Consider the following 17,621-nt stretch of genomic DNA (forward strand, 5'->3'; position numbering starts at 1 on the left):
CACGGCCGTAGCGCACCGCCCCAACAGGCGGGCCGCCACGGCCGGTTGGCCGCCGGTCCGGTGGCCGCGCCCCCGTCGCCGCCGTCCTGCCCGCCGTCCAGGGGAGGACGGCGGTGCCACGTGTTCTCATCTCGCGCGCCCGTTGCTACGGTGCCCCCGCCTGACGCTGCATCAGCTCACCGGGGAGGCCGGCCATGCGCGCCCTGACAGCAGCCGCGGTCGGACTGGCCGCGGCGCTCACCCTCGTCCTCACCCTCACAGCGGTCGGCACCCCCGGCGGCACGACCTCGCCCAAGCCGCTGCTGACCACCGTGCCCGCGCAGCCCTGAGGGAGGGACGCCGCCATGCGCCGCACCGACCCCACCCGCGCCACACCCCCCGTGCCCCCGGCCGAGGCCGCCACCGCCGCCCCCGGCCGGCGACGAGCGGCCCGCGGCATGCGCCGCCCGTCGAGCCTGGTGCTGCTGGCCCTCGCCGTCTTCTTCACCGCACTGTCCCCGCTGATGCGGTGGTACGCCTTCCCCCGGCTCGCCAAGATCCCGCCCGGCCAGTACCAGGACATGGTCCTGGAGGCGAAGCCCGCCACCCTCCTCAACTACGGGACGATGAAGGCCCAGCAGGTCCCCCAGGTCACCATCGTGCAGACCCTCAAGGGCAACGTCGCGGCATCCGACCGGATCGAGCAGTCCGCCGGCCGCGATGTCGTCGTCTGGGACGCGCTGTCCTACGTCGCCGGTCCCGACGGAAAGATGGTCTCCCAGGTCCCCGAGCGCTACATCTTCGACGCGCACTCCCAGGAACCCGTGCACGCCACCGGCGAGTCGGTCGACGGCGACCCGGTCCGCCGCGAGGGCATCGAATACAAGTGGCCGTTCCTCACCGAGAAACGCGACTACGCCTACTTCGACGCCCAGACCCGCACCTCCGCCCCCATCCACTACAAGGGGACCCGCACCTTCCGCGGCCTGGAGGTCTACTACTTCGAGCAGACCATCCCCTGGACCAAGGTCGCCCTCCCCAAGAAGATGCCGGTCAAGGGCGTCACCCCGCAGGCCGTCGCGAAGATGGGCACCACCCGCTGGTACACCACCCGGCGGATGTTCTGGGTGGAGCCGGTCACCGGAGCGCCGGTCAACGGCCAGGAGATCCACAAGGAGGAGCTGCGCGGCGGCGATCTGCTGCCAGGCAGCCGCACGGTCACCGCGTTCGCCGGCCACGTCAAGATGCGCGCCGACTACGTCGACGCCACCGTGTCGCTGGTGAGATCGCAGCGCACCCTCGTGCTGCTGCTCACCCGCTACCTCCCCTGGGGATTCCTGGCCCTCGGCGCCGCCCTGCTCGCCCTGAGCCTGCACCTCGAAGCCCGCAGCCGCCGGCCCCGGACCGCCCCCGCCGGCTAGGCCCGCGCCCGGCGGCGCTGCCAGCGGCGGCCCGTCACGTCCCGTGTGACGCCGGAGCGCCCCTGCCCCCTCCGGCTCAGCCCCGCTTGAGCCGCGTCGTCGTGTGCCGCGTCGGCGCGGCCGTCGAAGGATCCTCCGGCCAGGGGTGCTTGGGGTAGCGGCCGCGCAACTCCGCGCGTACGGACCGGTATCCGCCCTTCCAGAAGGAGGCGAGGTCGGCGGTGACCGCTGCCGGGCGTCCGGCGGGGGACAGCAGATGGATGAGCAGGGGCACGCCCGACACGCGCGGCGACTCCTGCCAGCCGAACACCTCCTGCAGTTTCACGGCCAGCACAGGCTGCTCACCGCCGTAATCCACCCGCACCCGCGAACCGCTCGGCACCTCGATGCGCTCCGGCGCCAGCTCCTCGAAGCGCGCCGCCTCCCCGGTCGCCCACGGCAGCAGCCGGGCCAGCGCCTGCCCCGCGTCGATCCGCTCCAGATCGGCCCGCCGCCGTGCCCGGGCGAGCTCCACACCCAGCCACTCCTCGACGTGCGCCAGCAGCGCCTCGTCCGACACATCCGGCCACGACGCCCCCCACTCCCGGTGCAGGAACGCCATCCGCTGCCGCAAGGACACCGCGGCGGCCGGCCACCGCAGCAGCCCGAGCCCCTCCCGCCGCAGGCCCGACACCACCGCATCCCGCAACAGCCCCGCGTCGGGCGAGGCCAGCGGCCGGGACGCCAGCTCGATCGCCCCCAGCCGGGTCACCCTCCTGGCCACCACATCGCCGCCGGACCACCCCACCTCCTCGCCCGAGGAGTAAAGGGCCCGCGCCGCCGCACCCGCCGTCTCCTCGTCGATCACCGCCGCCAGCCGGATCCGCGCCGACACCGCCGCCACCGGCCGGTCCGCCACCGCGACCGCCAGCCACTCGGCATCCCGCAGCCCCGACCCGTCACCTGCCCGCGTCCCCGGACCCGCCCCCGCCAACTCGGCCCCCGTCCCGGACGCCATGAGAAAACTCCCGCCCCCGCGGGCCCGGGCCACCCGCTCCGGGAACGCCAGCGCCGCAATGAGCCCGGCGACGGCATCGTCGCCACGGCCCCCGGCAGCACCCACCGCGGCCCCCTCCCCGGCCCGCGGCTCCCCGGCCGCCGACGCCAGCCGCCGGGCCTCCTGCCGCCACCGCGCCGCATACGCATCGCCGCCCCGGCGCACGCTGCGCCACGCGGCCGCCAGATCGTCCCCGTACGCCCGCGGCGGCTCCTCGCTCAGCAGGGCGACCACCTCCGCGGCACGCCGCAGGCCCACCTCGGGCGCCCCGTCCAGCAGGGCCCGCGCCAGCCGCGGATGCAGCCCGAGCCGCGCCATCCGCACACCCCGATCGGTCGCCCGGCCCTCCGCGTCCACCGCACCGACCGCCGTCAGCACCTCCCGGGCCGCGGCCAGCGCCCCGGCCGGCGGTGCGTCGAGCAGCGCGAGACCACGGGCCGCCGGATCGCCCCAGCACGCCGCCTGCAACGCGAACGCCGTCAGATCGGCCACCTTGATCTCCGGATCGGGGAACGCCGGCAGCCGCCCGTCCTCACCCTCCGCCCAGCAGCGGAAGACCACACCCGGCGCCTCACGCCCCGCCCGGCCGGCACGCTGACGGGCCGCCGCCCGGGAGGCCCGTACGGTCGCCAGCGCACTGAGCCCGCGCGCATGATCCGTCCGCGGCACCCGCGCCAGCCCGCTGTCCACCACCACCCGCACCCCCGGCACCGTCAGGCTGGACTCCGCCACCGACGTCGCCAGCACCACCCGGCGCACGCCGTCCCCGCCCGCCAGTACGGCATCCTGCACCTCGGCCGGCGCCCGCCCGTGCACCTGCAACACCTCGGCGTCCACCCCTGCCAGCTGCCCGGCGACCCGCCCGATCTCCCCGACACCGGGCAGGAAACACAGCACATCGCCCGTCTGCTCGTGCAGCGCCCGCCGCACCACCGCCGCCACATGCCCCAGCAGCGCCGGATCGACCCGCATCCCGTGCGCCGGCTGCACCGGCCGCTGCGGCGGCGCCCACACCACCTCCACGGGGTGCGACACGCCCGCCGCCTCGACCACCGGCGCCGCCCCCGCGGAGCCGCCCAGCAACCGCGCCCATCCCTCGGCGTCCGTAGTGGCCGACGCCGCCACCAGCCCCAGCTCGGGCCGCAGCGTCTCCCGCACGTCCAACAGGAAGGCCGCGGAGGTGTCGGCGTCGAGATGCCGCTCATGACACTCGTCGAGGACCACCACATCCACCCCGGCCAGCTCCGGATCGCGCTGCAACCGCTGCAGCAGCACCCCGGTGGTCACCACCTCGACGACCGTACGGGCCCCGGCCCGGCGCTCCCCGCGCACCGTGAACCCCACCCGCTCACCGGCCTTCTCGCCCAGCAGCCAGGCCATCCGCCGCGCGGCCGCCCGGGCCGCGATCCGGCGCGGCTCGGCTACCAGCACCCGCCGCACCGGACCCGCGCCGGTCAGACCCGCGAGATCCAACGGCACCAGCGTCGTCTTGCCGGTACCCGGCGGCGCGCACAGCACCGCGGCACCGGGCCCGTCGAGGGCGGCACGGAGCGCGGGCAACGCAGCACGGACGGGCAACTGGGCGAGGGCGTCACGACGGATCACGCCCCCAGTCTGCCGCCCCCGCCCCGTCCACCGGCCGGCACGTTCTCCGGCCCCGGCGGCCCGGCAGCCCCGTCCGTCCGTTGTGGACCTACGTCCGTCAGCCGTGTACCGGGTCCTCGGCAGCCGCCGTGCACACGAAGATCGCCGTCCCCGGGATCAGATGCCCCCGCAGCGGAGACCAGCCGCCCCACTCCTGGGTGTTCCATTCCGGCCATTCCGGCTCGACGAGATCCTCCAGCCGGAACCCCGCGGCCACCACGTCCCGCACCCGGTCGCCCAGCGTCCGGTGGTGCTCCACGTACACCGCCCGCCCGGACTCGTCCTGTTCGACGTACGGCGTGCGATCGAAGTACGACGCCCCCACCGAGAGCCCCTCGGGCCCCGGCTCGTCCGGGAAGGCCCAGCGGATGGGGTGGGACACGGAGAAGACGAACCGCCCGCCCGGCCGCAGTACCCGGCGCACCTCACGCAGCACCCGCACCGGATCCGCGACGAACGGCAGCGCCCCGTACGCGGAACAGGCCAGGTCGAAACTGCCGTCGCGGAACGGCAGCGCCCCGGCGTCCGCCTCCACCAGCTCCGTGGTGTCCTCCGCCGCCCCGTCGGCGATCCGCAGCGCATGCTGCAACTGCCGGTGGGAGAGGTCCAGCGCCACCGGGAGCGCGCCCTGCGCCGCCAGCCAGCGGGAGCACTGCGCCGCACCGGCCCCGATCTCCAGGACCCGCCGCCCCTTCAGCTCGGCGGCCGGCCCGAGCAGCGCGGCCTCCGCCTCGTCCAGCCCCTCGGGGCCCCAGATGAAGCGGTCGTCCCCCAGGAACGCCCCGTGCTCGCTCTGATACTCGTCCGCGTTGCTGTCCCACCAGCCCCGGCTGGCCCGGCTGCTCTCGGTGTCCGAGGCGTCACGGCGGGTGGCCTCCGGCTCGTGCTCTTGGTTCATGGCGCCCGTCGTCGTAGTGTTCGCTCTGCTTGTCGCTGCAGGGACTGTGAGGCCGTTCGACCTCGCGGAACATCGCGTGTGCCGGTTATGGGGCGTTCTGCCCCGGGTGTGCGCGTTCGCGCATTGACCGGGTCCGGCTGCCCCCGTATGCTACAAGTTGCGCTGCGGGCTTGCGCGCCTCAGACGGAGCAGGCCGCGCTCGCATCTGTATGTATGTCCCCTCGGTTTTGAGGCGATTCGGGTCGCTCCCGGATGCTCCGGCATCTGCGGGTTTCCGGCGAATGCGTCTTTGACACTGTCCGGCTTATGCAGAGGCGATACGGGCTCTCGGCGTAGCAGTACCTACGACTTCAATGTCCGCACCGGAGCCTTTACCCACATGACGAGCAGCACCGAGACCACCGCCACCACCCCGCAGGTTGCGGTCAACGACATCGGTAACGAGGAAGCCTTCCTCGCCGCGATCGACGAGACGATCAAGTACTTCAACGACGGCGACATCGTCGACGGCGTCATCGTGAAGGTCGACCGGGACGAGGTCCTGCTCGACATCGGTTACAAGACCGAAGGTGTGATCCCGAGCCGCGAGCTCTCGATCAAGCACGACGTCGACCCCAACGAGGTCGTTGCCGTCGGTGACGAGATCGAGGCCCTGGTCCTCCAGAAGGAGGACAAGGAAGGCCGCCTGATCCTCTCGAAGAAGCGCGCCCAGTACGAGCGCGCCTGGGGCACCATCGAGAAGATCAAGGAAGAGGACGGCATCGTCACCGGTACCGTCATCGAGGTCGTCAAGGGTGGTCTCATCCTCGACATCGGCCTCCGCGGCTTCCTCCCGGCCTCCCTGGTCGAGATGCGCCGCGTCCGCGACCTCCAGCCCTACGTGGGCAAGGAGCTCGAGGCCAAGATCATCGAGCTGGACAAGAACCGCAACAACGTGGTCCTGTCCCGCCGTGCCTGGCTGGAGCAGACCCAGAGCGAGGTCCGCCAGACCTTCCTCACCACCCTCCAGAAGGGTCAGGTGCGCTCCGGCGTCGTCTCCTCCATCGTCAACTTCGGTGCCTTCGTGGACCTGGGCGGCGTCGACGGTCTCGTCCACGTCTCCGAGCTGTCCTGGAAGCACATCGACCACCCCTCCGAGGTCGTCGAGGTCGGCCAGGAGGTCACGGTTGAGGTCCTGGACGTCGACATGGACCGCGAGCGCGTGTCCCTGTCGCTCAAGGCGACCCAGGAAGACCCGTGGCAGCAGTTCGCCCGGACCCACCAGATCGGTCAGGTCGTCCCGGGTAAGGTCACCAAGCTCGTTCCCTTCGGTGCGTTCGTGCGCGTCGACGAGGGCATCGAGGGCCTGGTCCACATCTCCGAGCTGGCCGAGCGCCACGTCGAGATCCCGGAGCAGGTCGTCCAGGTCAACGACGAGATCTTCGTCAAGGTCATCGACATCGACCTCGAGCGCCGCCGCATCAGCCTCTCGCTGAAGCAGGCCAACGAGTCCTTCGGTGCCGACCCGTCGGCGGTCGAGTTCGACCCGACCCTGTACGGCATGGCCGCGTCCTACGACGACCAGGGCAACTACATCTACCCCGAGGGCTTCGACCCCGAGACCAACGACTGGCTCGAGGGCTACGAGACCCAGCGCGAGGCGTGGGAGAACCAGTACGCCGAGGCGCAGCAGCGCTTCGAGCAGCACCAGGCTCAGGTCATCAAGTCCCGCGAGGCCGACGAGCAGGCTGCGGCCGAGGGTGCTGCGGCGCCGGCGGCGCAGGGTGGCGGTCAGGCCGGCGGCGGCAACGCCGGTGGCGGCGGCTCCTACTCCTCGGAGTCGGCGGACAACTCCGGCGCCCTGGCGTCGGACGAGGCCCTCGCCGCGCTCCGCGAGAAGCTGGCCGGCGGCCAGAGCTGAGCTCTCGCCGATAGGCACTAGCCGATAGACGAAGGCCCGTTCCCCTCAGGGGGAGCGGGCCTTCGTCGTACCTGTAGGGCGGGCGTGAGGGGACCGGGACTGACGGGGCGCGCGTAGGCATCCCATGGCTCCCGGATGGTGAGCGCTGCATGTCGGTGCCGAGGTGTTGCGTGTGGGGAGGGGGGAGGCCGAGGGGTGGGGCTGCCGTGCCTCACGATGCAGGAGTGCGGGGAGGGGTGGTGAACTCGCCTTCCACAACGGGGAGTTCACCCGCCGAAAAGTGGAATGCGAAATGTGAGATGAGGGGCTACGGGGTAGGCGTGAGGTGAGGGGCCGGCGAGTGGCGTCGGGTGGGGGTGCGCGGTGGCGAGGTCGGAGGGGCCGGGGCGAGGACCGGGGCGCCCGATGGTGCGAGCCGGCCGGGGCGGGACCCGGCCCTCTGCGATGACGCAGGGGGCCGGCTCAGGCCGGTCGTCGGGAATGCTTACGCCCCCTCATGCGTTGCCGCCCATGAGAACGAGAAGGAGCGGTCACTGTGTTGGATCCCCAGGGCTTGTACGAATGGGAGCCGAGCGGGCTCGCGGAGGTCGAGGCGATCGCCTCCAGGGACTCCGCCGGCCTGGTGCTGCTGTACCACTTCGACGGGTACATCGACGCCGGCGAGACCGGCGACCAGATCGTCGAACGGCTGCTGGACGGCCTGCCGAACCAGGTCGTCGCCCGCTTCGACCACGACCGCCTCGTCGACTACCGGGCCCGCCGCCCGCTGCTCACCTTCGAGCGCAGCCGGTGGACCGCCTATGAGACCCCGAGCATCGAGCTGCGGCTCGTACGGGACACCACCGACGCGCCCTTCCTGCTTCTGACCGGGCCCGAACCGGACGTGGAGTGGGAGCGCTTCGCGGGCGCGGTGAAGGACATCGTGGAGCGCCTGGGCGTGCGCCTCTCGGTCAACTTCCACGGCATCCCCATGGGCGTCCCGCACACCCGCCCCGTGGGCATCACCCCGCACGGCAACCGCACCGACCTGATGCCCGGTCACAGTGCCTTCTTCGACGAGGCACAGGTCCCCGGCAGCGCCGAGGCGCTGATCGAATTCCGGCTCGCGGAAGCCGGACACGATGTGCTGGGCGTGGCGGCGCATGTTCCGCACTACATCGCCCGGTCCGCCTACCCGGACGCCGCACTGACCGCTCTGGAGGCCGTGACGGCCGCCACGGGGCTGGTCCTGCCCGGCGCCGCACACGCGCTGCGTACGGAGGCGCTGCGCACGCAGGAGGAGATCGAGCGGCAGATCTCGGAGGGCGACGAGGAACTGGTGGCCCTGGTCAGCGGGTTGGAGCATCAGTACGACGCGGTGGCCGGTGCGGAAAGCCGGGCGAGCCTGGTGGCCGAGCCGGTGGAACTCCCCTCGGCCGATGAGATCGGCAGGGAATTCGAGCGCTTCCTGGCGGAGCGGGAGGGGGACGGCGGGGCGGGCGGGGCCTGAACCGGTTGGTGCTTGAACCGGTCGGGGCCTGAACCGGCTGGCGGCAGAATCGGCTGGGGTCTGAACCCGGCTGGCGCTTGGACCTGCTGGCGGCTGAACCGGCCGGTGCTGGAACTGGCCGGCGCCGAGCCGGCCGGGGCTCCTGTGCTGCCGCCGTCCGGGCGCACCGTATAGCGTGGGGCCATGGTGAAGGTGGGGCTGACCGGCGGAATCGGCGCGGGCAAGAGCGAGGTCTCGCGACTGCTGGCGTCGTATGGCGCCGTGATCGTCGACGCGGACAAGATTGCCCGCGAGGTCGTCGAGCCGGGTACGCCCGGACTGGCTGCCGTGGTCGAGGAGTTCGGGGACGGCGTGCTCGCGCCGGACGGCACGCTGGACCGGCCGAAGCTGGGCGGGATCGTCTTCGCCGACCCGGAGAAGCTGAAGGCACTGAACGCGATCGTGCACCCGCTGGTGGGGGCGCGATCGGCCGAACTCGAAGCAGCGGCGGGCCCGGACGCGGTGGTCGTGCACGACGTCCCGCTGCTGACCGAGAACGGCCTGGCGCCGCTGTACGACCTGGTGGTCGTGGTAGACGCCGCACCGCAGACCCAGCTGGACCGCCTCGTACGGCTGCGGGGGATGGCGGAGGACGAGGCCAAGTCCCGGATGGCGGCCCAGGCGTCGCGCGAACAGCGGCTGGCGGTCGCAGATCTCGTGATCGACAACAACGGACCGCTGGAGGAGCTGGAACCCCAGGTCCGTGCGGTGTGGGAGCGGCTGCGGAGCGCGTGAGGACGGAAGGTACCCTCGCCGCCATGACTGCTGCTTCCGATCTTGACGCCCAGACGCCCGGTACCGGGGCCGCCTCCGCTGCGGAGCCCGGCGCGGGTTCCGCTTCCGAGTCCCGCTCCGCCGCCGGGTCCGCACCCGCCTCGTTCGCGGTCAATATTCCCGGCATCGCGGACGACGAGTTGGAGGCGGATCCGCTCGACCCCTCCCAGATTGTCTCCGGTGAGCCCGTGGTGACGGGCAAGGTGCTGTGGGAGTCCCCCGACGGGCGGCAGATCCGGGGAATCTGGCAGATCACGCCGGGAGTGGTCACGGACACCGAGGCCAACGAGCTGTTCGTGGTCGTCAGCGGGCGCGCCACCATCGAGGTCGAGGGCGGCCCGGTGCTCGAAGTGGGACCCGGCGATGCCTGCGTCCTGCGCGAGGGCGACCGTACGCAGTGGACCGTGCACGAGACGTTGCGCAAGGCGTACCACATCAGCCTTTAGGGGGCTGTGGCTGTGGCTGTGGCTGTGGCTGGGGTTGGGGTTGGGGTTGGGGTTGGGGTTGAGCGGGGGATTGGCGTGGGGGTGTAGTGGCTCGTTGGGGGGCGGCTTGGGTGGGCTGATGGTGTGGGGGTGGGTGGGCTGAGGGGTGGGTGGAATGTTGGGCTGGCTTCTCTCCCCCCGGGGGCCCCCGCCCCCCGCCCCCGCCCCACCCCTCCCCGCTCTCTTGGCTCCTCCCTTGCCTCCTTCCCCGCGACCTACTTCTTCTCAGTCGGTCTCCTCCGCCCGGGTCGTTACGGCTTCGCGTGCGGTGGGTTGGGCCGGTTGAGGGTGCGCCGGCCGGGGAATGCCGCGGCCGGGGGGATTGTTGTGCCCCAGGTAGCGCCGTACGGTCCGTAGCTGATGCACGCCCCGACGGCGACGGAGAGGAGCAGGCCGTGCCCGAAAGCAGCCCCGAGACGCATGTGATCGACTTCCGCGCCGCGGAGCAGCTGTTGGCGGCCCGCGACCCGCGCGGTGCGATCCAACTGCTGGACTCGGTCATCACCGCGCACCCCGAGAACACCGCGGCCAGGCTGCTGCGTGCCCGCGCCTTCTTTCTGGCCGCTCAATTGCGGCCCGCGGAACTCGAGTTCCAGATTGTGCTGGAACGCGAGCCGGACAACGCCTTCGCACATTTCGCGCTCGGCCGCACTCTGGAGCGCGCCGATCGTTCCGAGGAGGCGCTGCGCCACTTCCGGCTGGCGGCGGCTCTGGAGCCGCGCCCGGAATTCCTCGAGGCGGCCCGCTTCGCACGCGAGACGGGCAACGGCGAAAATGACCCCGGCGATCCGGACCACGAGGCGGAGTAGCCGCACCGAGTCGGTTCGGGGCGAACGGACTGCCCCTCACCGGCCATTGGGCCCGCGCAGTGGCAGCACACGCAGTCTTCGGTGATCTCCGGTGTCACCCTGTGCCGCACGGCCGTGGGTCGAGACGCGTACCCCCATTCCTCCGATCGTCGAGGTGCCGCTGGATCCCGTACGGGCGCATTTCAGGGCTCGGCAGCCGCAGCCGGACCGGGCACCGCTTTCCTGCCCGTGCATACTCGCCTGCCCTGCCTGTGCCTGCCCGGCCGCCGTGCGGCCGCGCAGCACCTCTCCCGCCCGGTTTTCCGTCCCCTCTACCGTCCGGTGTTCCGTCTCCGACCGGCGTCGTTGCGTATGCCGAACGCGTCGTTCCGGCCCCGGTCAGGTGCATAGGGCGGTATGTCCTTGCCCGGCTGGTAGTGCGGTCCCTGGCGGATGTGGCGGATCACCATGGTCAGGTCCGTGGCGGCCACCATGGCCAGGGCGGCACACGCCGCTGCCCATTCCGGCCGTCCGGCATTGATGAAGGCCACGGTTCCGGCGATCGCCCACAGCAACCCCCACAGCGCCAGCCCACAGCGTATTTTCAGCGGGCTGCGTGCGTGAAGGGGCTCATTTCCCGTACGCATCGGCACCCATCTCCCTCCTCCAGGATCCTCCCGATCGACTGGACAGTCACTTCTCTCCGGCACCTCTTTTCTTCGCTTGCGCCATGCGTTCTGCGGCTTGCTCCGTGGGTTTCCCGCCGGCGGGGCGCGGGTCGCCGGCGGGGTGGTCGTTGATCCAGGACAGCCCGCCGATGTCGAGCAGTGAGCGGGCGCGGGTCACCGCGACGTAGGCCAGACGTGCCTCGTCGATGTCGATCGGACCCGGGAGCGGGGCTCCGTCCTCCCCGCGCTCGTCGAGATCATCGGGGCCCGTGAAGTCGTCCGCGATGCGTACGCTCGCCCACTCCCGTCCCTTGGCCCGGTGGGCCGTGGACACCGTCACCTCGGCGGACTCCTCGGGCGAGAGCTGCTGGAGGGCACGCAGCAGGGCGGGTGTGCCGTGTTCGTCGACCAGTTCCACGAGCGGCAGCAGATCCCGTCCGGCCGGGTCGAACTCGGCGTACTCGCGCAGTTCGCCCCAGGTCTCGAAGAGCATCAGCTCGGGGTGGGCGTTGCGGCGCCCGGCCTCGAGGTCGTGTGCCGCACGGGCAAGAGCGCTGAGCGCCGCACCGCCGCCTGCCAGTGCGACCCGGCGGTCCGCTGCCAGCTGCCGTATCACCTCCACCATCGCTCCCGCATTCGTCCGGCACAGAATCGCGTCCGGCGCGCGGACCGTGCGCACTTCCGTCTCCCGGTCGGGCGCACCTGTGAGCCGGAGCGGTGCGCCGACGATCGTGAGCCAGCGGTTGGCCTCGGCCGCGAGCGCCGGCCCGAAGCGGAACGAGCGGGAGAGGCTGAGCTGTCTCCCGTCGAATCCGGTCATGACATCGCGCGCGCCGCGCCAGCCGTAGATGGCTTGAGCGGAGTCCCCGACCATCACCAGCTGTGCGTGGTCGCGCTGGGCCGTGAAGACCTGCTCCACCACGGGGTTGGTGTCCTGCGCCTCGTCCAGGAGCAGGAAGTCCGCAGGGATGACGGGCTCGCTCAGCGCCCACATCTTGAGGTAGTGGTCGTGCTCGAAGCGGACGACGCCGTGGTCCGGATGCTGCAGATCGGCCCAGGCTTTGCGCGCATAGGGCAGGACGAGTTCGGCGAGGTGAGCGTGGAGCGGTTCGGGTTCCGCTCCGCGCAGGGGTGGGACGTGGTGCGGCGCCACCTCGGTGTCGGCCGACTGGCAGAAGCGGGTGACGTGCGCAGCACCGTATGTGAGAGCGCCTTGTGCGTGACTGTGCGTGCTCCGATGCGCACGGTCATGCCGTCGTCGATGCCCAGGGCCGCGCCCGTGCGCCAACCCGCTTGCCGTGGGGCGTTCATGCGCGCCTGGAATCTCCTGCCCACGGCCGTGTAAGCGAGGGCATGGGCGGTCCCGCAGGACACCTCGGAGGGGAATGACCGGGCGGCATGGCGCGCGACCGCTCTGTTGAAGGCGATGTACCGGCCCGAACGTCCCTGGCGCCGCGCAGTGCGGGCGAGCATGGCGAGGGTGGTGGTCTTTCCTGTCCCGGCGCCGGCCTGGATCACCAGATGCGCGCCGGTCGGAAAGGCTTCCGCCGCGGCGGACTGTTCGAGCGTGGGGGTGTTCGCGGGCGTCTTCGTGGAGGTGTTCACCAGGGTGTTCATGAGGCCTCCTCACCGGCATGGGTAATGCCATCGGTCGATCACTGAGAGTAATTTCGTCACTGACCGTAGCGGATTTTTGGCGGAGAGCAAGAGGCTTTGTGTGGCCTGTGGATAACTCGGCCGGTGCGTGAGGCGCGGGCAGGACGCGTTGTCAGTGCCGTCTGCTTACCTCGTCATCACGGCACGGCCCGCGGCGGGCCGAGGCCGGAGCGGGCGGGAGGTTCGCCTTCTCCGGCACGGTCGACGAGGAGGTGCCGAAGCCGAAGGCCGGCTGGACTTCGTGCGCGTCCGGCGATCAATCGCCAGGCGCGCGAGGGAGGGCCGGGACGCTGGGGGAGGAGCGGAAGACACCGTGCGTACGACCGTAGACTCGCAGGTCGGGGACACAGCAGCAGGGCGGGCGCGGCAGGCTCGGGGAGCACCGTGGCCGGCACGGGACGGCCGAGCGGTAAGGGATGGCATGACGAGGCGGTGGGAGGCGGCGGCAGGGGAGGCCCGGCCGCCGGACGGCTCGCCCGCGGCCGGATCCGGGGGCGCGGGCGAGGACGGCGGGGCCGCCGCCGCGGTCCGCTGTGCCGCGGTGTTCCTGCCCGCCCAGCCGCCGCGCGCCGGGAAGATCGCGCTCTGGCGGCCGGAGGGCGGCCCGCTCCCGGACGGCCTCACCACAGGAAGCGAGGGGCCGGCGCCGGGCGAGGGCGGGGCGGCCGAGCCGGGGGAACTGACCGTCGCCCGCCGCCACGGAAACGGCGCCCGCAGCCGCACGGTCCCCGCCGTGCTGCTCCCGCTGGCCGAGGCCGTCCCGCTGCTGATCCGTGCCCGGCACGCCCCGGACGCCCACCCGGCCGCCGCCTGCTGGGGAGCGGCCACCCTCCATGCGCTGCACCTTGCCGCGCGCGGCAGGCTGCTTCCCGGACTGACCGCCGACGACACCGACGCCTGGCGCGCCGGCCCGCTCGACCCCGACGACATCGCGTACCTGAGGGCCATCGCCGCCGCCATGCCCGCCGAGGCCTTTCCGGTGCCCCTCCCCGGCAGCCGCCCACTACAGCTGCACGATCCCGCGGCGCTGGTCCGGCGCTATGTGGACGCGGTCGTCGATACGCTGCCGCGCACCCCCGCCGCCGCCCTGGTGGCCGGCGCCCCGTACGCCGCGATGACACCCCAACGCCTGCCCGGAGCCCGGGAATGGGCCGCCGAGGTCGCGGCCGGCGTCGACGCGGGGGTACGGCTCTCGCTGCGTCTCGACCTCTCCCCGCACCGGCTCTTCGACCGGCAGGAGGAGAGCGGGGCGGGCGACGCCGAAGAGCGCAGTGCGGCCGCCGCCGTCCTGCAGGTGCACAGCCTGACCGACCCCACCCTGGTCGCCGACGCCCGGGACCTGTGGGAAGGCGAAGGGCCCGAGCACTTCGGGGCGCGCTCCCGCGTCGACACCCTCCTCGCACTGCGCCGCGCCGCCCGTGTCTGGGCCCCGCTCACCCGCCTCCTGGAGCGGCCGGTGCCCGACGTACTGCCGCTCGGCGAGGACGAGTTGTACGAGCTGCTGGGCGAGGCCGCGCCGCGTCTGGGCGCCGCGGGAGTGGCGGTCCACTGGCCCAGGGAACTGGCCCGCGGCCTGACCGCGGCGGCCGTGCTGCGCCCGGCACCCGGCTCGGCCGCGGACGGCTTCGGCTTCTTCGACACCCGCGAACTGCTGCAATTCCGCTGGCAGGTGGCGCTGGACGGGGTGGCGCTGACCGAGGGGGAGATGGACGCCCTCGCCGAGGCGCACCGCCCCGTCGTCCGGCTGCGCGACCAGTGGGTCCTGGTGGACCCCGGGCTCGTACGCAAGGCCCGCAAGCGCGAACTGGGCTACCTGGAGCCGGTCGACGCCCTCGCCGCGACGCTCCACGGCACCACGGAGGTGGACGGCGAGGAGGTCGAGGTGGTGCCCCAGGGCGCACTCGCCGCGCTGCGCGGCCGCCTGACAACCGACGCGCGCCCCCTGCCCCAGCCGCCCGGACTGCGCGCCACCCTCCGCGACTACCAACTACGGGGCATGGCCTGGCTCGACACCATGACCTCCCTCGGCCTGGGCGGGTGCCTCGCCGACGACATGGGCCTGGGCAAGACCGTCACCGTCATCGCGCTCCATCTGCACCGGCGGCCCGGCGCACCGGTGCTCGTGGTCTGCCCGGCCTCCCTCCTCGGCAACTGGCAGCGCGAGATCGAGCGCTTCGCGCCCGGCACCCCCGTACGCCGCTTCCACGGCCCCGCCCGCAGCCTCGACGGCCTGGACGGCGGCTTCGTGCTGACGACCTACGGGACGATGCGCAGCAGCGCGCCCCAACTGGCCGGCCGGTCCTGGGCATGGGTCGTCGCCGACGAGGCCCAGCATGTGAAGAACCCGCGCTCCTCGACGGCAAAGGCGCTGCGCAGCATCAAGGCACCCGCCCGGATCGCCCTCACCGGCACCCCCGTGGAGAACAACCTCTCGGAGCTGTGGGCCCTCCTCGACTGGACGACCCCCGGGCTCCTCGGGCCCCTCAAGACCTTCCGTGCGCTGCACGCCCGTGAGGTCGAGGGCGGCGAGGACCCGGCGGCGGCCGAGCGGCTGGCCCGGCTGGTGCGCCCGTTCATCCTGCGCCGCAAGAAGTCCGACCCCGGCATCGCTCCCGAACTGCCGCCCAAGACGGAGACGGACCACCCGGTGGCGCTGGGGCGCGAACAGGCCGCGCTGTATCAGGCCGTCGTCCGCGAGACCCTCTCCCGGATCGAGAACGCCGAGGGCATCGCCCGCCGTGGCCTGGTCATGAAGCTGCTCACCGCCCTCAAGCAGATCTGCAACCACCCCGCGCAGTACCTCAAGGAGGCCGCGCCCGGCGTCGCCGCCCGCTCCGGGAAACTCGAACTCCTCGACGAACTCCTCGACACGATCCTCGCCGAGGGCGGCGCCACCTTGATCTTCACCCAGTACGTGGGCATGGCACGGCTGCTGGAGGCACATCTGACCCGGCGCGGCATCCCGGTACAACTGCTGCACGGCGGCACCCCGGTCGCCGAGCGGGAGAAGATGGTCGACCGCTTCCAGTCGGGACACGTCCCGGTCTTCCTGCTGTCGCTGAAGGCAGCCGGCACCGGCCTGAATCTGACCCGTGCGGGCCATGTGATCCACTACGACCGCTGGTGGAATCCGGCGGTGGAGGAGCAGGCCACCGACCGTGCGTACCGCATCGGCCAGACCCAGCCCGTCCAGGTCCACCGCCTGATCACCGAGGGCACGGTCGAGGACAACATCGCCCAACTCCTCGGCGCCAAAAGGGCGCTCGCCGACGCAGTGCTGACCGGCGGCGAGAGCGCGCTGACCGAACTGTCCGACGCCGACCTCGCCGACCTCGTCTCCCTCAGGAGGCCCGGATGAACCCACGCCCCGCCTCCGGGCGCGCCGCCGCAGCGGACCGGCTGGCCCGCGCGGACCGCTCACGCACCTTCCCGCCCCTGCCGGTCCGTACCGGCGCCCGGGGGCTGTTCGCCGAATCCTGGTGGGGCAGCGCCTGGCTGGACGCCCTGGAGACCACCGCCCTCGACAGCGCCCGGCTCGCCCGCGGCCGCACCTACGCCCGCGACGGCCATGTCGACACCATCAACGTCACCCCCGGCCGCATCGTCGCCACCGTCCGCGGCAGCCGGCCCCGCCCCTACAGCGCCGAAATCCGCCTCCGGACCCTCACCGACCAGGAGTGGGACGGCCTCCTGGACGCCATCGCCGCGGAGCCCGGCCGGCTCACCGCCCTGCTGGCCAAGAAGCTTCCGCCCGCACTGGCCGAGGGCGAGGTACGCCTCCTTCCGGGACCGGGCGACCTCGTCCCCCGGTGCTCGTGCCCCGACCACGGCCGTCCCTGCAAGCACGCCGCCGCGCTCTGCTTCCAGGTGGCCCGGCTCCTGGACGCCGACCCGTTCGTGCTGCTGCTGATGCGCGGCCGCGGCGAACGCGAACTCCTCGACGCCCTCTCCCGCCGCAACGCCGCCCTCACCGCCCGCGAAGCCCGCGACCATGCCCCCGTCGCCGACCGGCCTGCCGCGTACCGCCGCGGGCCCGGGACCGGCGGAGGGCCGCAGGTCGCCGACATCGAACAGGGCTCAGCGGCGGCCTCCGGTGGCGGCCCCGGGGAGGCTGCCTTCGGCGGCGCCCCAGGGGAGCAGCCCGCACCGGCCGAGCCCCCGTCGCGCGGTGTCCCGGCCCGGTCGGCCCTCGCCGACCGCCCCCGGCCGCCGCTGCCGCCACCGCTGCCTCTGCCGCCGCAGCCCGGCCGCCCGCCGGCCCTCCCGGACGGCGACGGTCTCCCCTTCGACCCCGCCACCCTCGAATTCCTGGCAGCCGACGCCGCCGCCCGCGCGCACGCCTGCGTATCCGCCGCCCGCACCCCTGGCGCCGGTACGGAACGCACGGCCGTTCACAGCCCGTTCCCGGCCCTGCCTCCCTGGGAGGACGCCGTCCGCCTCACCGCCACGGCCCACCCCACCGCCGGCCTGACCGCCACCACCCGTGCCCTCTACCGCGACCTCGCCGCGGCGACCGGCCGCACCCCTACGGACGTGGCCCGCGCCGTCGCCGCCTGGCGGCAGGGCGGCCCCGAAGGCCTTGTCCTCCTCGACACCCCCTGGAACCCCCCGGCCGGTGACTTCGACCGGGCCCGCAGCGCCCTCCTCGCCGCGGACCTCCCGTCCCTGCGCCCGCGCCACAACCACCTCACCGACCCGGACCGCGGCATTCAGCTCCGATTCGGCCACGACCACCGCTGGTATCCGTACGAATCCGAACCCGGCGCCGAGGACTGGTGGCCCGCCGGCCCCGCGGACCCCGACCCCGTGGGCGCGCTCACCACCCTGCTCGCGCGATGACTAAC

General features: G+C 72.9%; 12 protein-coding genes and 1 pseudogene. 9 read left to right on the forward strand and 4 right to left on the reverse strand.

The features are described from left to right. Positions 1-194 precede the first annotated feature (194 nt). A complete protein-coding gene (locus tag CPH93_RS35515) occupies positions 195-329 on the forward strand; it encodes an SPW_0924 family protein (protein ID WP_107470894.1) in 135 nt (44 codons plus the stop codon). A gap of 108 nt (positions 330-437) precedes the next feature. After that, a complete protein-coding gene (locus CPH93_RS26335; RefSeq protein ID WP_096215601.1) occupies positions 438-1,400 on the forward strand; it encodes a DUF3068 domain-containing protein in 963 nt (320 codons plus the stop codon). Positions 1,401-1,476: 76 nt separating this feature from the next. On the opposite strand, the gene hrpB is transcribed toward CPH93_RS26335, so the two are convergent. Both hrpB and CPH93_RS26345 read right to left on the reverse strand, forming a co-directional pair. Further along, a complete protein-coding gene (hrpB, locus tag CPH93_RS26340; protein WP_096214261.1) occupies positions 1,477-4,041 on the reverse strand; it encodes an ATP-dependent helicase HrpB in 2,565 nt (854 codons plus the stop codon). Between the two features lie 97 nt (positions 4,042-4,138). Further along, positions 4,139-4,978 (reverse strand): class I SAM-dependent methyltransferase, encoded by an 840-nt coding sequence (locus tag CPH93_RS26345; RefSeq protein WP_096214262.1) that lies wholly within the window; start codon positions 4,976-4,978, stop codon positions 4,139-4,141. A 379-nt stretch (positions 4,979-5,357) separates the two neighbouring features. Between CPH93_RS26345 and rpsA the strand changes: the two genes are divergently transcribed. The 5 genes from rpsA to CPH93_RS26370 all read left to right on the forward strand — a co-directional run bounded on the left by rpsA (position 5,358) and on the right by CPH93_RS26370 (position 10,474). Further along, positions 5,358-6,878 carry a 30S ribosomal protein S1 gene (gene rpsA / locus CPH93_RS26350; protein WP_033271630.1) on the forward strand — a complete coding sequence of 507 codons (1,521 nt, stop codon included), beginning with the start codon at positions 5,358-5,360 and terminating at the stop codon, positions 6,876-6,878. 535 nt (positions 6,879-7,413) lie between these two features. Continuing rightward, positions 7,414-8,367 carry a PAC2 family protein gene (locus tag CPH93_RS26355; RefSeq protein ID WP_096214263.1) on the forward strand — a complete coding sequence of 318 codons (954 nt, stop codon included), beginning with the start codon at positions 7,414-7,416 and terminating at the stop codon, positions 8,365-8,367. Between the two features lie 183 nt (positions 8,368-8,550). Next, positions 8,551-9,141 (forward strand): dephospho-CoA kinase, encoded by a 591-nt coding sequence (gene coaE, locus CPH93_RS26360; protein ID WP_096214264.1) that lies wholly within the window; start codon positions 8,551-8,553, stop codon positions 9,139-9,141. Between the two features lie 23 nt (positions 9,142-9,164). Next, a complete protein-coding gene (locus CPH93_RS26365) occupies positions 9,165-9,626 on the forward strand; it encodes a cupin domain-containing protein (protein WP_231976960.1) in 462 nt (153 codons plus the stop codon). A 434-nt stretch (positions 9,627-10,060) separates the two neighbouring features. Further along, entirely contained in the window at positions 10,061-10,474 is a 414-nt protein-coding gene (locus CPH93_RS26370) for a tetratricopeptide repeat protein (protein ID WP_096214265.1), read from the forward strand. A gap of 311 nt (positions 10,475-10,785) precedes the next feature. Here the strand turns inward: CPH93_RS26370 and CPH93_RS26375 are convergent, their stop codons facing one another. Next, positions 10,786-11,100 (reverse strand): DUF6343 family protein, encoded by a 315-nt coding sequence (locus tag CPH93_RS26375; protein ID WP_173909889.1) that lies wholly within the window; start codon positions 11,098-11,100, stop codon positions 10,786-10,788. A gap of 46 nt (positions 11,101-11,146) precedes the next feature. After that, positions 11,147-12,738, reverse strand: a pseudogene (locus CPH93_RS26380) (UvrD-helicase domain-containing protein). 460 nt (positions 12,739-13,198) lie between these two features. Here CPH93_RS26380 and CPH93_RS26385 point away from each other — a divergent pair. Then, positions 13,199-16,135, forward strand: a complete 2,937-nt coding sequence (locus tag CPH93_RS26385; RefSeq protein WP_173909890.1) for a DEAD/DEAH box helicase — start codon at positions 13,199-13,201, stop codon at positions 16,133-16,135. Beyond that, a complete protein-coding gene (locus CPH93_RS26390) occupies positions 16,132-17,616 on the forward strand; it encodes an SWIM zinc finger family protein (protein WP_096214266.1) in 1,485 nt (494 codons plus the stop codon). The genes CPH93_RS26385 and CPH93_RS26390 overlap by 4 nt, the downstream gene beginning before the upstream one ends. Positions 17,617-17,621: the final 5 nt, after the last annotated feature.

Source organism: Streptomyces sp. 2323.1, assembly GCF_900221035.1.
In the GTDB taxonomy this organism is placed as follows: Bacteria; Actinomycetota; Actinomycetes; order Streptomycetales; family Streptomycetaceae; genus Streptomyces; species Streptomyces sioyaensis.

Coding starts and splice junctions, on each gene's coding strand:
- rpsA (WP_033271630.1), top strand. CDS start 5,358: ATGACGAGCAGCACCGAGACCACCGCCACCACCCCGCAGGTTGCGGTC.
- CPH93_RS26335 (WP_096215601.1), top strand. CDS start 438: ATGCGCCGCCCGTCGAGCCTGGTGCTGCTGGCCCTCGCCGTCTTCTTC.
- CPH93_RS35515 (WP_107470894.1), top strand. CDS start 195: ATGCGCGCCCTGACAGCAGCCGCGGTCGGACTGGCCGCGGCGCTCACC.
- CPH93_RS26345 (WP_096214262.1), bottom strand. CDS start 4,978: ATGAACCAAGAGCACGAGCCGGAGGCCACCCGCCGTGACGCCTCGGAC.
- CPH93_RS26390 (WP_096214266.1), top strand. CDS start 16,132: ATGAACCCACGCCCCGCCTCCGGGCGCGCCGCCGCAGCGGACCGGCTG.
- CPH93_RS26385 (WP_173909890.1), top strand. CDS start 13,199: ATGACGAGGCGGTGGGAGGCGGCGGCAGGGGAGGCCCGGCCGCCGGAC.
- coaE (WP_096214264.1), top strand. CDS start 8,551: ATGGTGAAGGTGGGGCTGACCGGCGGAATCGGCGCGGGCAAGAGCGAG.
- CPH93_RS26365 (WP_231976960.1), top strand. CDS start 9,165: ATGACTGCTGCTTCCGATCTTGACGCCCAGACGCCCGGTACCGGGGCC.
- CPH93_RS26375 (WP_173909889.1), bottom strand. CDS start 11,100: ATGCGTACGGGAAATGAGCCCCTTCACGCACGCAGCCCGCTGAAAATA.